General features: G+C 62.0%; 9 protein-coding genes, 2 tRNA genes, 1 pseudogene and 1 riboswitch. Of the genes and pseudogenes, 3 read left to right on the top strand and 9 right to left on the bottom strand.

Annotation, left to right across the window (positions count from 1 at the left end; translation table 11 throughout):
- Positions 1 to 322, top strand: a pseudogene (locus V6765_RS21105) (hypothetical protein); the annotation flags it as partial.
- 17 nt (positions 323 to 339) lie between these two features.
- On the opposite strand, the gene V6765_RS21100 reads toward V6765_RS21105, so the two are convergent.
- Positions 340 to 415, bottom strand: a tRNA-Ile gene (locus tag V6765_RS21100).
- Positions 416 to 576: 161 nt separating this feature from the next.
- On the opposite strand from V6765_RS21100, the gene V6765_RS21095 reads away from it, so the two are divergent.
- The gene (locus tag V6765_RS21095; RefSeq protein WP_448432462.1) at positions 577 to 1,305 is read left to right on the top strand and encodes an SIMPL domain-containing protein; all 729 of its coding nucleotides are present in this window, start codon (positions 577 to 579) and stop codon (positions 1,303 to 1,305) included.
- A gap of 356 nt (positions 1,306 to 1,661) precedes the next feature.
- Here the strand turns inward: V6765_RS21095 and thiC are convergent, their stop codons facing one another.
- Both thiC and V6765_RS21085 read right to left on the bottom strand, forming a co-directional pair.
- Positions 1,662 to 3,464 (bottom strand): phosphomethylpyrimidine synthase ThiC, encoded by a 1,803-nt coding sequence (gene thiC / locus V6765_RS21090; protein WP_448432460.1) that lies wholly within the window; start codon positions 3,462 to 3,464, stop codon positions 1,662 to 1,664.
- A 97-nt stretch (positions 3,465 to 3,561) separates the two neighbouring features.
- Positions 3,562 to 3,696, bottom strand: a riboswitch (TPP riboswitch).
- Positions 3,697 to 3,812: 116 nt separating this feature from the next.
- Positions 3,813 to 7,541, bottom strand: a complete 3,729-nt coding sequence (locus V6765_RS21085) for an autotransporter domain-containing protein (protein ID WP_448432458.1) — start codon at positions 7,539 to 7,541, stop codon at positions 3,813 to 3,815.
- A gap of 191 nt (positions 7,542 to 7,732) precedes the next feature.
- On the opposite strand from V6765_RS21085, the gene V6765_RS21080 reads away from it, so the two are divergent.
- Positions 7,733 to 8,509, top strand: coding sequence for a DeoR/GlpR family DNA-binding transcription regulator (locus tag V6765_RS21080; protein ID WP_448432456.1), 777 nt, complete (start codon positions 7,733 to 7,735; stop codon positions 8,507 to 8,509).
- Positions 8,510 to 8,553: 44 nt separating this feature from the next.
- Here V6765_RS21080 and V6765_RS21075 read toward each other — a convergent pair whose 3' ends face one another.
- From V6765_RS21075 to V6765_RS21050, 6 genes are all read right to left on the bottom strand, one after another.
- Positions 8,554 to 9,282 carry an HAD family hydrolase gene (locus V6765_RS21075; protein WP_448432454.1) on the bottom strand — a complete coding sequence of 243 codons (729 nt, stop codon included), beginning with the start codon at positions 9,280 to 9,282 and terminating at the stop codon, positions 8,554 to 8,556.
- Positions 9,283 to 9,296: 14 nt separating this feature from the next.
- Positions 9,297 to 10,979 (bottom strand): ABC transporter permease subunit, encoded by a 1,683-nt coding sequence (locus V6765_RS21070; protein ID WP_448432452.1) that lies wholly within the window; start codon positions 10,977 to 10,979, stop codon positions 9,297 to 9,299.
- A complete protein-coding gene (locus tag V6765_RS21065; RefSeq protein WP_448432450.1) occupies positions 10,976 to 12,025 on the bottom strand; it encodes an ABC transporter ATP-binding protein in 1,050 nt (349 codons plus the stop codon). Before V6765_RS21065 ends, V6765_RS21070 begins: the two co-directional genes overlap by 4 nt.
- A 185-nt stretch (positions 12,026 to 12,210) precedes the next feature.
- On the bottom strand, positions 12,211 to 13,218 hold the full coding sequence (locus V6765_RS21060) for an ABC transporter substrate-binding protein (protein WP_448432448.1): 1,008 nt from the start codon (positions 13,216 to 13,218) through the stop codon (positions 12,211 to 12,213).
- A gap of 350 nt (positions 13,219 to 13,568) precedes the next feature.
- Positions 13,569 to 13,644 (bottom strand) — tRNA-Phe (locus V6765_RS21055).
- Positions 13,645 to 13,790: 146 nt separating this feature from the next.
- Complete coding sequence (locus V6765_RS21050; protein ID WP_448432446.1) at positions 13,791 to 14,123, bottom strand: ArsR/SmtB family transcription factor; 333 nt, start codon at positions 14,121 to 14,123, stop codon at positions 13,791 to 13,793.
- Between the last annotated feature and the right edge of the window lie 360 nt (positions 14,124 to 14,483).

Below are 14,483 nucleotides of genomic sequence, written 5' to 3'. Positions count from 1 at the left end.
GCAACACGGACATGATCTGGGCTTCGCTAAATCGGCTCTTCTTCATCTAAATCTCCTCGAGCATCTTGCCGAGAAAATTCTACTTTTGAAGCCCCTTATTCACGGGGAGGATTACCCCCAGACAAGGTCGGTCTCTTGGCGCGGGAAGCGTAAAACCGGCTGGGCGGCGTTGCGCGGCATCTATTTTTTCAATTCATCGGTAAGGGCGAAATCAACAGGCGCCCGATTTGGAAGGCGAAGAGGTCTCCAAGGCATCGCCGCAAGCGGCGAATCGAAAAACCGACTTTTGTCGCAAAGTCGGCGTTTCCGTGTCGGACGATAAACTGTACAATTCAGAAATGGTGGGCCTGGAGGGACTCGAACCCCCAACCAAGCGGTTATGAGCCGCCGGCTCTAACCATTGAGCTACAGGCCCCCTGTCCGAAGCCGAGATGGGCTGGAACGGGCCGCGCTGGCAATGGCTCCTTGCGCGGACCCTCCGACTACTCCAAATTCATGGGCATCGCAAGTTCCCGCCGCATTGGCTTCACAATTGCCGGCCAAGAGGAAGGGACATCATTTCAAGGAGGGATATCCATGGCCAAATTACCCGTTCGTCTCGCTGCCGCAGGCCTGCTTTTCGCGCTCCCGCTTGCCGGCACGGCAGCCCTAGCGGATAGCGCCGCGCCGCCGGCCGTCATCAATGTTTCCGCCGATGGCGATGCCACGCTGGTGCCCGACATGGCCACCGTCTCGCTTTCGGTCGTCAGCCAGGCTGATGACACGGCGACCGCGCTTTCGGACAATTCGGCCGCGATGCAAAAGGTCATCGACGCCCTCAAGCAGAACGGCATCGCCGACAAAGACGTCCAGACCAGCAATTTCTCGGTGAGCCCGCGCTATCAGCAGGTCAAGGCCGATGACGGAACGATGACCAGCGAGATCGTCGGCTACGAGGTCCAGAACGGCCTCAATGTCCGGGTGCGCGATCTTTCGAAGCTCTCTGCCGTGCTCGATCAGGCAGTCAAGCTCGGTGTCAACTCCGGCGGCGGGATATCGTTCTCCAACAGCGATCCTTCCGCCGCGGAGGACGAGGCCCGGCGCGAGGCTGTCGCCAACGCGCTGGCCAAGGCCGAAACGCTGGCCGAGGCCGCCGGGGTCACGCTCGGCAAGGTGATGTCGATCTCCGAGCAGAGCTCGATGCCGCAGCCAATGATGATGCGCGCCGACGTGATGATGGCAAAAGCCGAGGGCGCCCCGCCGATCGCGGCCGGCGAAAACACCTACAACATCACCGTCAACATGACGCTGGCGATCGAGCAGTAAAGCCGGTTCCTCTTGAGGCCGCCCGCCCCCAGGGCTGGAAAGAACCCGTCGCTTCGTCGCGAGCGACGGCAATTTCCGGTCCGGGGGCGGGCCGCTCTCCGGAACCCAGCGTCCGATCCTGTGGCGGTGGGATTTCCCTCTGCCGCCGCCGGCGCTCAACCGGCCGACGGGGCGGAAAAATCTCGCAATCGCCTCCTCCTTTTTCGGAGCTCGTCATGCGCCGCTTATAAGATGCACCACTTCAGCCGCCATGCCGCCGGCGGGCTCTCGCCTTCGTCGCAAGGCTGTGGGCGGCCGCCCAGACGCCCGGCGGCGGCTCGGCCCTGAGCGGGGCGAGGCCGATCACCAGGGCCGGCTCATTTCACATCCTCCAGGGGCATATAAAGCGCGCCCCCCTCGCGGAATTTTTCGGCCATCGCCGCCATGCCCTCTTTCTGGGCCTCCGCCCTGATGTCATGGCTTATGCGCATCGAGCAGAATTTCGGCCCGCACATGGAGCAGAAATGCGCCACCTTGTGCGCCTCCTTCGGCAAGGTTTCGTCGTGCATCGATCGCGCGGTCTCGGGATCGAGCGCGAGGTTGAACTGGTCTTCCCAGCGAAACTCGAACCGCGCGCGGCTGAGGGCGTCATCGCGAATCCGCGCCGCCGGATGGCCCTTGGCGAGATCGGCGGCATGGGCGGCGATCTTGTAGGTGATCACGCCGACCTTGACGTCGTCGCGGTCGGGCAGGCCGAGATGCTCCTTGGGCGTTACGTAGCAAAGCATTGCCGTGCCGAACCAGCCGATCATCGCCGCGCCTATGCCGGAGGTGATGTGGTCATAGCCGGGCGCGATGTCCGTGGTCAGCGGGCCGAGCGTGTAGAATGGCGCTTCGCCGCACACCGCGAGCTGTTTGTTCATATTGGCCTTGATCTTGTGCATCGGAACATGGCCCGGGCCTTCGATCATCACCTGGCAGTCCCTGGCCCAGGCGATCTGCGTGAGCTCGCCGAGTGTCTCCAGTTCGGCGAACTGCGCCGCGTCATTCGCATCGGCGATCGAACCGGGCCGGAGGCCGTCGCCGAGCGAGAAGGAAACGTCATAGGCCCGGCAGATATCGCAGATTTCCTCGAAATGGTCGTATAGAAAGCTCTCCTTGTGATGGTGCAGGCACCACTTCGCCATGATCGAGCCGCCGCGCGAGACGATGCCGGTGACACGGTTCACCGTCATCGGGATCATGTGCAGCCGCACGCCGGCATGGATGGTGAAATAGTCCACACCCTGCTCGGCCTGCTCGATCAGCGTGTCGCGGAACACCTCCCAGGAAAGGTCCTCGGCAATGCCGCCCACCTTTTCCAGGGCCTGATAGAGCGGAACCGTACCGATCGGCACCGGCGCATTGCGGATGATCCAGTCGCGGATATTGTGGATGTTGCGACCCGTGGACAGGTCCATCACCGTGTCGGCGCCCCAGCGGATCGCCCAGACCATCTTTTCCACTTCCTCAGCCATCGAGGAGGTGACGGCCGAGTTGCCAATATTGGCGTTGATCTTGACCAGAAAATTGCGGCCGATCGCCATCGGCTCGGCTTCCGGGTGATTGATGTTCGACGGGATGATTGCCCGGCCGCGCGCCACCTCGTCGCGCACGAATTCCGGGGTGATGAAATCGGGAATCTCGGCGCCGAAGGCTTCGCCATCACGGGCCAAATCCTGTTTTGCCGCCGCGCGGCCAAGATTTTCACGGATGGCGACGAATTCCATTTCGGGCGTCACGATCCCGGCGCGGGCATAGGCCAACTGGGTCACGGCGCGGCTATCTCTTGCGCGCAGCGGCTTGTGGCGCACAGGAAATTCCGGCGTCAGACGCGCGCCTGCGGCAAAGCCGTTGTCTTCGGGCTTCACATGACGCCCTGCATAGCGCTCGGTGTCATTGCGCGCGGCGATCCAGGTCTCGCGCAGACGCGGCAGGCCACGCTCAATGGCGATTTCGACGTCTGGATCCGTATAGGGTCCGGAACTGTCGTAGACGGTCACGGGCGGCTCGTCGGCCGTTGGATGCAGGTCGATCGCGCGCATGGGCACGCGAATATCGGGATTGAGAACGCCAGCCTGCCAGACTCGGCGCGAGGCCGGCAACGGCCCGGTGGTGACGGTTGGGGAAAGGTCTTTCATCGGTCGGAGCCTCCAGTGCTCGATGCGTTGGAGACCCAGTTCGCCGTAATGAATGGAGAGGGGCTGCGTGAAAATACGCCAGGGCAACTCAGCCGTGACCGCAGCAGATGCACCATCCCTACGCCAGTGTGAACTGGATCAGGTTCATCGGGTCACTGCGCTGCGCGTCGCCATAAAGGCAGACGGGCGATCAGTATCTCAGCCCCTTGTCGGGACCCCCCGGGTGAATGCGCAAAGACTGCATTCCGTCCCGCGGTTTGTCAACTGAAAGACTGGCGGCTGCACCATTGCAACAGTCTTGCCTCAGCCGGGCGGGAATGACCCCGCCCGGCTGGTCGTGTTTTCAGATCAGAACTTCACCTGGAGCCTTGCGTTGACGCCGTTGTAGCTGACGTCGTCGCCGAACTGGCCCTGGTAGGACACGCCGATCGTGGTGTTGGCCGACAGGTCGAAATCGAGGCCGGCCTCGACCACGGCGGCATCCTCGGCAACGGCGACGCCGGTGATGGCGAACGGCGTCGAGCCCGCAAACGCTTGCGTGACGGACGGCGTGATATCGCCGAAGGCGTGACGCCAGCCGATCATCCCGCTTGCCTTCGCCCGCGTCTGGCCGAGCATGAAGTCGGACGAGACGCGCAAACCCACGGTGGTGAAGGTCGTGTCGGAGCTGCCGCTTGCGCCGCTCAATGCCTCCGCGCCGCCGCTTTCGCCATAGCCATCCGTATCCAGATTGACATAGGCGAGGTTGGCGAACGGCTCCAGCTGAACGTCGGAGAGATCGAACTGATAGCCGAGTTCGCCGAAGGCCTGGAAGGTGCCGGCGTCATAGCTGCTGTCGAGCGCATTCGTAAGGCCCGGGATGTACACCGAACGGCTGGTGTCGATCTGGTGCCACGTATAGGCGAGACCCGAACGGAAGCCGAGGCCGCCCCATTGCGAACCGGCATAAAGGCCGAGCGAGTAGTTGTCGCTGGAACCCGACGACGCGCGGTCGTCAACGTCGAAGCTCGAATGGCTGTAGCCGGCGAGCGCGCCGACGCGCCAGGTTTCGGCAAACGGGATGTCGACGCCGACAAGCAGGCCACCCGTCGCGCTGTCGAGGCCGGCGGCATTGGCGTTGCCGTCGAACTTGTTCCACGCTCCGAAGGCGCTGCCCCAGGCGGCGATGCCGTCTGCCTGATCGGGAGCGACGAGGTTCGCTCCGTCCGGCCCATAGGCCAGAACCGGCGCCGACGATGCGCCGACCGTGCCGAAGGCTGCCCGCAGGCGATCGGCCTCCGCGCCGCGGACGATGCCGCTTTCCTCGATCAGCGCGGATTTGACCGATGCATGGATCTCGCCGGAAAGCTGATCGAAGCCGTTGCGGATGAAATCGGGATCGTCCGGCAGCATGACGATCGCGTCATAGAGCGCGTTTCCTGCGGTAAAGCCGATCGACTCCACGCTTGCCGCCACGGCCGCCTGATTGGCGGTTTGAGCCACCGATGCGAAATCGCGGTCGTTGCGCTGCAGCTTCAGGCCGATTTCGCTCGTGCCATAGATGAAGTCGGGCGTCAGGAACGCGAAGTCGGAGGTGACGCTTGCGAATTCGCCCTCGATCTGGCCGGCTGACAGCACGGTGTAGGTCGAGCGCGGATCATAGACGCCGTCAAAGCCGATATGGGCGAGCGTTCCGTCCAGCGACGCCTTGCCGGTCACAGTCACCGCATCGCTGCGCCCGCTTTCCGGGTCGACTTCGACGGCGAAGATCGAGCCGCTGGCGAAGGCGAGGTCGCCGTCGATCGTGAGCGTGCCGATGGAATTGCCCGGCGACAGCGTGCCGCCCGCGGCAATCGAGACCAGCGATCCCGCGCCGGAGCCGATCGTGCCGGAACCGCCGAGAACAGCGCCGTCATTGACGGTCATGCTGCCGCCGAGCTTGCCGACGCCGTTTTCGTCGCCCACCAGCAGCTTGCCCTGGTTGACCAGCGTGGTGCCGGCAAAGCCGGAGCTGTCGGCCGTCAGGAGCAGGGTGCCCACGCCGCGCTTTTCAAACGTGCCGTCGCCGGAGAACGTCTTCAGAGCGGTCACCGGAACCGTCGGATGGGATACATCGATCCAGCCGCGGCCGTCGAACCGGATGGCCTTGTCGAGCGACGTGATCGGGCCGGTCCACTGAGCCCAGTCATCGTCGGGGCCCGCGGTGCGGATGCCGCCATTGTCGAGCGTGATCAGACCGTCGGTCGAGCCGAGTGCGGCGCTCTCGTCGATCGCCACGGTCTTGCCGGCGGTGACGACGATATCGCGAAAGCGCTCATGATCGTCCACGCACATCGCGCGGGCGCCCTGAAGCGACAGGTGCTGCGCATCGGCGCAGTCGAGCGCCAGCTTGAGGGGCGCGAAGGGATCGTTTTCGAAGTCGAGCCCGGTCTTCGCCGAAAGCGCGGCGCGCACGGCGGGATCGTTGAGGCCGAGCGTTGCGACAAGCTCGTCCCAGGCCGGGTTTTCCGGTTTGGTTTCGAAGGCAAGGTCCTCATCGACATACTTCATGAGGATATCGCCCCATTGCTCCCAGCTCATGTCGCTGATGCTGCCGATGCCCGGGAATTCGTCGCGATGCGCCTGGAAATAGTCATCGAGAACGTTGCGGAAGAATTCCGGATTGGAGGTGTCCGTCAGCTTGTCGAGATAGGCCTTGTAAACCGCCTGCTGTTCGGCGGGCACATAGAGGGCAAGCTCCTCCTGGAAGGCTTCCGGGTCGTGACGGTCATAGACCGCATTGGCGAGCAGGAAGCCGAGGCGGTCCTCGGTGACTTCCGGGGCCTGCGCATAGATCGGGCGGCCATCCTCATCGGAAAGCTGGCCGAGATAGACATCCGTGCGGTGGTTGTTGCGCGACAGCCGGAATTCATTCGCGCGCTCGGCGGAATCGCGCGTGTTGGCGTCGAAGGTCAGGCGGACCTTGCCGCTATCGTCGCCGATCTCCTCGACATTGGGGCCCTTCCAGCGGATTTCGTGGGCGAGCGGCTCATGATCGGAGAGCGCGTGACCCTCGTCCGTCGTGCTGATGTCCTGGTCGAGAACGCCGCCGACATAGCGATCGTCTTCGGCATCCGTCGGCTCCCACCATTTGGCATAGGGGCGCGAGGCAATGAAGTGATCGATCTGGGTGCGGCCCCAGGACGGCCATTTGAAGGCCTCGTCGTCTTCCTCGACGCTCGGCCACGTGGTGCTGCCGTCGGCCAGCTTGTGTGGCGCGAAGCGCTCGCGATCCTCGGGGTTCTGCAGGATCTGGTACTGCTTCTTCAGAAGGTTCATCGTGTAGGGCGTGTTGCCCGCCACGGGATAGGTCTCGTCGGTGAACAGGCCTTCCGGCATGGTGTCGGACTTGCGGTTGATATAGGCTTCGGCGGCGGCGTATTTTTCCGAGCCGATGGCGTGATTGCGCGCGACATATTGCAGCGCCCAGGCCTTGTGGTCCGCATTGCCGGTTTCCCGGGCGCGCTTCATCATGAATTCCTGCTGAACCACTTCCAGCAGACCGCGCTCGGAGATGTCACCCGCGTTGAAATCGCCGGTCATGATAATGGGGCTGGCCTTGCCTGCGGCCCAGTCGTTCAACTCATGGGCTTCGCGGTTACGATGGAGGAAGGCATCATCGCGATAGTCCAGATGCTCGGTCGCGATGATGGTCTGCGGGCGGCCGTTCTCGCCGCCGACAACCACGTGAACCGGCTCATCGGTATTGCTGTAATCGATGATGTCCTTGTCGCGCCAGGCAAGGCCGGTGTCGCCCTTCGAGTGGAGCGAATAGTCGCCGGCGCCGAGGTCGGCCATCTTCTTCTGGATGTCGACGCCGTAGCTGTTGCGGTATTCCTGGATGGTGATGAAGTCGTAATTGCCCGATGAAAGAAGGTCGGCGGCTTCGGGAATGAGCGTCGAAGCTCCCCAGGTGTTCAGGGAGATGATGCGCAGCGCATTGTCTTCGGCGGTCGCCGGAACCGCGCTGACGGCCAGCAGCGAAACGCCGCTCAAAAGGCCGAGCATCTTGCCTGAAATTTGCGCGCGGCTTCCCAGCCGCTGAATGATACCATTCATCGGGTATTCCTTTCGTAATCGGAACGCTATGAAATTTCGATTTGCGTCGTCAGGTTAGCATGTTTCGAAAGCGACATATAACCCCCGTATATGTCATATTTACAACATTTTTATAGATTCCTTGCGTACACGCCCTCGGTGTTTCAAAAAGGGGGCACAGAATCGGAAATGGTGCTGGAGGTGGTGTGGACGTGGAAAGCAACGGAGAAGAAAGAAAGAAGGAAAGCCGTCAGTCGTCGATACTGCGATTGATGGAGAAGAACTTCTATATCTCGGTTGAGGAGATTTCCGATTTCTTCACGGTAACCACGCAGACGGCCCGGCGCGACATTCTTGCGCTTGAAAAGGCGGGCCGCGTGCGCCGTCTTCATGGCGGCGCGGTTCTTGTCGGCCCGCTGGAGGAAACCGTCTACCGCCGACGTCGCGTCGACAATGCGGAGCAGAAGCAGCGCATCGGCGAGCTTGTCGCCGATCTTGTGCCCGATGGCGCGTCGATCTTCATCGATTCCGGCACCACCTGCGAGGCGATCGCGCGCGCGCTGTCGCGCCGCAATCATCTCAGGGTTTTGACCTACAGCCTCAGGGTGGCGACGATCCTGAACGAGAACACCAATTTCACGCTGGCCGTCCCCGGCGGTTTCGTGCGCCCGATCCATGGCGGCATCTTTCAGGAAGAAACGCCCGAATTCATCCGCAACTTCAAGTTCGACAGTGCGATCATCTCGGTGAGCGGCATCGACAATGACGGGGACCTCTGCGACGACGACCATGCCGAAAGCGTGGTCGCGACGGCGGCGATGGCGCAATCGCGCCGCACGCTTGTGGCCGTCGACAGCAGCAAGTTCGGCAAGCGGGCCATGGTGCGGCTGGGGTCGATATCCGACGTGGACACGCTTGTCACCGACACCATGCCGGAAGGGGATATCCGTCGTCTTCTGGATGAAAACGACGTCGAGATCGTTTGCTGAAGCGCGGCGGAAGAGCGCCGCCGGCCGCTTTTCCGCTGTCGGTTTCATGTCCTCGAAGCCGGTGTGTTTTCGAATACTTCGGTGGCGAGCGTCTGGATTCCCGGAAGGCAGACATCGCAGAGAGGCTGCAACACGTCGCGCGTTCCCGTTCCCGTCAAAACGCCGACCTTGAGGCCCGCCCCGCCGGATATCGCCATGTTCATGTCATGGGGGTTGTCGCCGACGACCGCGGTCTGCGCGGGGGAAACGCCCATGGCCTCGCAGAACGCCAGCAGCATGCCGGGTTCCGGCTTGACGCCGTAGCCGCTGTCATAGCCGGCGATGAAATCGATCCATGGCGTCAGCGACAGGCGCTCCACCAGCCCTTCGATCGCCGCCTGGCTGTCGCTGCTGGCGATGCCGAGTTTGAAACCGCGCTCATGCAGATTGCGAAACAGCTTGACCAGATTGGTGACCGGAACGGCGTCCGATACCGCGGCGGTAAACAGCGTATCGAGCGCGGCGGTCAGTTCGCTGACGCTGAAACGCGCGCCAGCCTTGATCCAGGCTCTGGCGATCTCATCGGTGTTTCCCGCCGCCAGCAGGCTGTTTGACAATGTCAGTCCGCTTTCGGCGTCCATGCCGCCGACGCTGAGAAGATGCGCGGCAAGCGCCGGATCGCCGCTCGCGGCAAGCTCGGCGGCGGCCCGGTTGATGGGCGCCCAGGTGCGCTGGTAATCGAGAAGGGTGCCATCCTTGTCGAAAAGGATGGCCTTGATGGGGGAGGCCGTCATGGCGTTTTCCGCTCTTATCTTATGAGATTTACGTTCTTGACGCCGGCGAGCCGCATCAGCACGCGCACGACGATCAGGCAAAGCACCACGATCCCCATGATGCAGACCGAAAAGGCGGCCGCCTGGTTGATCGCGCCGCGATCCGACAATTGCAGCACCGAAACGGAGGCAAGCTGGGTCGAGGGGGTGACGAGAAAGATCACCGCCGACAACGAGACCATGGATCGCATGAAATAGAACACGCCCACACCCAGAAGGGTCGGCCAGACGAGCGGCAGCGTGACCTTGCGCAGGGTCGTCATCGAGGTGCCGCCGAGCGTCGTCGAGGCCTCGTCGAAGGTCGCGCCGATCTGCTTCAGGCTGGTCGACGAGATCAGGAAGGCGTGGGCGTGGTTGTAATAGACCTCGAGAATGACGATCAGCGCAAAGGTTCCGTAGAGGAAGTTGAGCGGATTGGCAGGCGAATTGAACACAAGGATATAGCCGAGACCGAGCACGATGCCGGGCACGGCGGCCGGCAGGATCGCCAGAAACGACAGCGGACCGGTGAGCGCGGTCTTGAACTTGTGCACCACGATGGCGCCGAGCCCCGTCACGATGATGCCGACAATCGCCGTCGCGAAAGCGACGAACACGCTGTTCCAGAGCGGGTCGGTCCCATTCTGGACATCGAACCGGTAGTGGCGCAGCGTGAAGCTCATATTGTATGGCCAGAGATGTACGAAGCTTGCGAACACGACGATGGCGACGACGGACACGACCAGGCCCGCCACCAGATAGGCATAGAGCGAGAAGAACAGGTCGCGACATGCCGAGGGTTTTGGCGTCAGCGGCCGGGATTGCTCGGTGACCAGCGCATGCTGGCGCGCGGTCATCCGCTTCTCGATCAGCTTGGCAAACATCGCCGGGACCAAAAGCGCCACGCCGATGACCGCGCCGAGGCCAAACTGGGCCTGGCCGATGACCTGATTGTAGACCTCGGTCGCGAGCACGTTGAAGTCGCCGCCGATCACCATCGGATTGCCGAAATCGGTGATTGCCAGCATGAACACGATGAACAGCGTTGCGGCCAGCCCGTAACGGGTCGCGGGCAGCGTCACATCGCGAAAAATCCGCAGCGGGCCGGCGCCAAGCGCCTCGGCGCTCTCATAGATCCGGGCATCCGCCACGGCGAGTGCTGCCGACAGGATCAGGAAAGCATAGGGAAAGGCATAAAGCGCGTTGGCAATGGCAACGCCCCAGAAGCCGTAAATGTCGAGATCGAAACCGAGATAGCGGTTGAGGATGCCGTTGCGTCCCAGAAGCAGGATCAGGCCCTGCGCCTGAACCAGCGACGGCGCGAACAGCGGCACCAGAACCACGATCCTGAGCAGCCATTTGCCGGGGATGATCGCGCGTTGCAGCGCATAGGCATAGCCATAGGCAATCACCACCACGATCGCCGTGGAGGTGAGCGAGACCAGAATACTGTCGCTGACGAGTTCCCAGAACCGCATGGTCGAGAAAGTGGCGATGAAATTACCAAGGCCAAGACCGTCCGGAGTCTCCAGGCTGCGCATCAGGATGCCGAGCAGCGGCAGCAGCAGGAAGATGATCAGGAGGGCGGCGACGAACAGCGTCATCGCCCAGACGCTGGCGCGGTCGGCGATATCCGTGCCGCGGGCGGGGCGGCTTGCGGTCTTCACGGCGTTGCTCATGCGAGCACCCTCAGGGCTTCGGCCGGGATGACGATGCCGAGGCGCTCGCCCACTTTCGGAACCGCGCTCGCGCCGTGCAATTCGACGCTGATCGGCGCCTTGGGCTCGGCATCCGTCACCACCTCGACGCGGGTGATATTGCCGAGATAGGTGACGCCGGCGACGGTTGCGGGAAGCGTGTTGTCGCCGGCGGCGTCCGTGTCGGTCAGGGAGATCATTTCCGGGCGCACGCCGAGGGCCGTGATATGGTCCGCCGTGTGCGCGCTGTCGGCAAGGTGAAGCGCGACGCCGCCGAAGCTCGGCTGCATGCGCGCGTTCTCATCCAGCCGCAAGATATTCATGCGGCCAATGAAATCGGCGACGAAGGCGGTTTTCGGCTCGGCATAGAGTTCGCGCGGGGAGCCGATCTGTTCGATGCGTCCCTTGTTCATGACCACGACGACATCCGCCATCGCCAGCGCCTCTTCCTGATCGTGGGTGACCATGATCGTGGTCAGCTTCAGGCGCTGCTGGAGGCTGCGGATCTCAACGCGCAGTTCCTCGCGCACCTTGGCATCAAGCGCCGACAGTGGCTCGTCGAGCAGGAGCAGCGACGGATCGGGCGCGAGTGCGCGCGCCAGCGCGATGCGCTGCTGCTGGCCGCCCGACATCTGCGCCGGCAGCTTGGCGCGGTGATCGGCAAGGTGCACGAGGTCGAGCATCTCGTCGACGCGGCTGCCGATCTTGGCCTTGTCCCAGCGCCGGCATTCAAGCCCGTAGCCGACATTGCGCGCCGCGCTCATATTGGGAAACAGCGAATAGGACTGGAACACGACGCCGAAATTGCGCGCCCGCGTTGGCACCGCCGTCAGATCCTCGCCGCCGAGCTGGATCGTGCCTTCGTCCGCGTCTTCAAGCCCGGCGATGACGCGCAACAGCGTGGTCTTGCCGCAGCCAGACGGCCCGAGAAAGCAGACGAAATTTCCGTGCGGGACATCGAGCGTGACGTTGTCGAGTGCTGTCAGCCTGTCGAAGCGCTTGACAAGGTTGCGGATCGAAAGGTCCATCGCGCGTTCTCTCCTGATGCGGGTTTGGGCGTGCGGGCCGGGGAAGGGCGATACCCGTTTCCCCTGGACGCACGTAAAGCAATTCTATGAAATAGATCAGCCGAAGCTTGCCTCCGCCGAAATGCTTTGGGCGGAAACGCCGGCGGGCAACATCGCCCGCCGGCTACGTCATCGTCCGGCAGGACTTAGCGCTCGTAGCGCTCCTGCCAGGTGTTGATGATTTCCGTGCGGTCTTCAGCCGCCGCGCGGAAATCGACCGGGAACAGGGCGGCCGGAACATCCTCGGGCAGGCCTGCGGAGATGAACCGCTCCGGCACATCGCCGCCCGGAACCGTCACGATCGTCTTCCAGTCGTAATAGGCCGTGGCCGCTTCGGGGCTGAGGGTCCAGTCGAGGAAGCGCTTGGCCGCATCCTTGTGCTTGGAAGAGGCGACCAGCGCATTGCCTTCCAGCTCGTTGCCGGCGCCTTCGGACGGCACGACCATGGTGATCGGGTAGCCTTCCTCGATGTTCTTGATGGCGCGCATGGCGTAGGAGGCGCCGACGGTGTATTCGCCCATCGAGGCGACGTTGCAGGGGCGGGAGCCGGACTTGATGTACTGCGCGACATTCTTGTCGAGCTTGTCGAGGAAGGCCCAGCCCTCGTCTTCGCCCATCATCTGCAGCAGCGCGTCGATCTGGATATAGCCGGTGCCCGAGCTTGCCGGGTTGGGCATGACGACCTCATCGGCAAAGGACGGGTCGGTGAGATCGGCCCACGAGGTCGGCATTTCCAGGCCCTCGGCCTCGAGGCGTTCATTGTTGACGCAAAACGCCGCCATGTAGCCGGTGACCGCAAACCACTTATTGTCGGGATCGCGGAACTGCGCGGGAACGGTGTCGATGCCCTTCGGCTCGTAGGCTTCCAGCGTCTCCTCGATCTGCGGGTTGACCATCGAGGTAACCGCAAAACCCCACAGCACGTCATGCTGGGGATTGGCCTTTTCCGCGATGATGCGGGCAGCGAGATCGCCGGTGGAGAGCCTCAGAAGATTGACGTCGATATCGGGCATGGCCTCCTTTGCCTTTTCGAGAAAGGCTGCGGCCTCATCTTCCTCGTAGGACGTGTAGACCGTGATCGTCTCTGCGAAGGCAGCGCTCGAGATCAGCGCGCCGGTGAGTGCGCCAAGCGTCAAAAAACCAAACTTCTTCATTTCTCTCTCCTTTGTATCTGAGGCGACATAAATGTATGTTTAGCAACATTTACATCCTTAAAATGAATGTTTTGCGACAATAAGGGCGTTTTTCATCAGATACAAGGCCCTGCAGGGTGCTTTTCCGGACAGGGTGTGATTGCCGGCACGCTGGGCTGCATTCAGGATCGCACTGGAATAGATGGATGATATGGCAGGAAAACGCGACAAAGAGGCGCCGTCGGCCGGCGCGCGTGGGCTGAATCCGCCTCTCGGCGCATAACATCAGACCGGCCCACGGAAAGTTTTGAGTCGCGTTCAGAAGCCACTATCGGCAAAGGGCTGTGGGCAGCAAAAAAATGAAAGAAATGTGGTGCCCAGACGCGGATTCGAACCACGGACACGCGGATTTTCAATCCGCTGCTCTACCAACTGAGCTATCTGGGCCATCGCCCGGAGGGCGAGGAGAGGGCGGCAGGCGCCCCTGAGTGAGCGCGTTTATAGCATCTTGTTTTTTCAAGTCCAGCCGCAAAAAGCGGAATTTCCAAGAATTTTAACAGGCGGAAGCGGCGCGCCGGAACTGGCCGGTCCTCTCAGTTCGGATTTCGCCCGACGATGCGATCTGCCAGGCGCACGACCTCTCCCAGCCGCGGGTTACCGAGTTCGTAGACCGTTTCATTGTTCTGCCGCCGCATGACGATCAAGCCGGTCTGCAGAAGCTTCGCGATCGTCGAGATCAGCGGCTTGAACGCCAGGCCGGTGGCGTGGCTGAGTTCAATCAGCGTTCTGGAGCCGGACTGAAGCGCTCTTGCAATGGCAAGCCGGTGGTCGAAGGCGAGTGCCGACAGGAGTTCGGCCGCGCCGTGAAGCTTTGCGTCTGCTTCCGTCGACCGGTTGAGGCGAATGACGACGCCGTTATGATTCATGATGTTGACCCGTGTTTTTTAAGTAAAATCTAATTTAGAGAATGATTTTACTTTATTTGATTTGCTTTCAGTTCTTCTAATTTAGCGGATAACTGGTAAAAATCCAGTTGGAAGCGGATTTTTTGTCGTTTCTATTGGCGGTTGTTTTGTGTTCGATTGGTAGCGCTGTCAACTTTAATTTTTTATGTCCGGGAATTCAGACGCGGCGCGTGGCTCTCCGGCACCTGAATGTCTCATGTGGGCATCAGAATGAAAACGCACTGGCGATTTGTTCAGCGCGGGCGAATGCAACCTGACCACGGAGAAGATCCGGCTGCGCATCCCCGAACCGCTAACGATTGCTTCTGCTGCGGCGCAACA

The sequence above is a fragment of the Martelella sp. FOR1707 genome (genome assembly GCF_053484265.1).
This window is presented reverse-complemented; position numbering and strand designations above follow the sequence as displayed.

Coding starts and splice junctions, on each gene's coding strand:
- V6765_RS21065 (WP_448432450.1), bottom strand. CDS start 12,025: ATGGACCTTTCGATCCGCAACCTTGTCAAGCGCTTCGACAGGCTGACA.
- thiC (WP_448432460.1), bottom strand. CDS start 3,464: ATGAAAGACCTTTCCCCAACCGTCACCACCGGGCCGTTGCCGGCCTCG.
- V6765_RS21050 (WP_448432446.1), bottom strand. CDS start 14,123: ATGAATCATAACGGCGTCGTCATTCGCCTCAACCGGTCGACGGAAGCA.
- V6765_RS21095 (WP_448432462.1), top strand. CDS start 577: ATGGCCAAATTACCCGTTCGTCTCGCTGCCGCAGGCCTGCTTTTCGCG.
- V6765_RS21085 (WP_448432458.1), bottom strand. CDS start 7,541: ATGAATGGTATCATTCAGCGGCTGGGAAGCCGCGCGCAAATTTCAGGC.
- V6765_RS21060 (WP_448432448.1), bottom strand. CDS start 13,218: ATGAAGAAGTTTGGTTTTTTGACGCTTGGCGCACTCACCGGCGCGCTG.
- V6765_RS21070 (WP_448432452.1), bottom strand. CDS start 10,979: ATGAGCAACGCCGTGAAGACCGCAAGCCGCCCCGCCCGCGGCACGGAT.
- V6765_RS21075 (WP_448432454.1), bottom strand. CDS start 9,282: ATGACGGCCTCCCCCATCAAGGCCATCCTTTTCGACAAGGATGGCACC.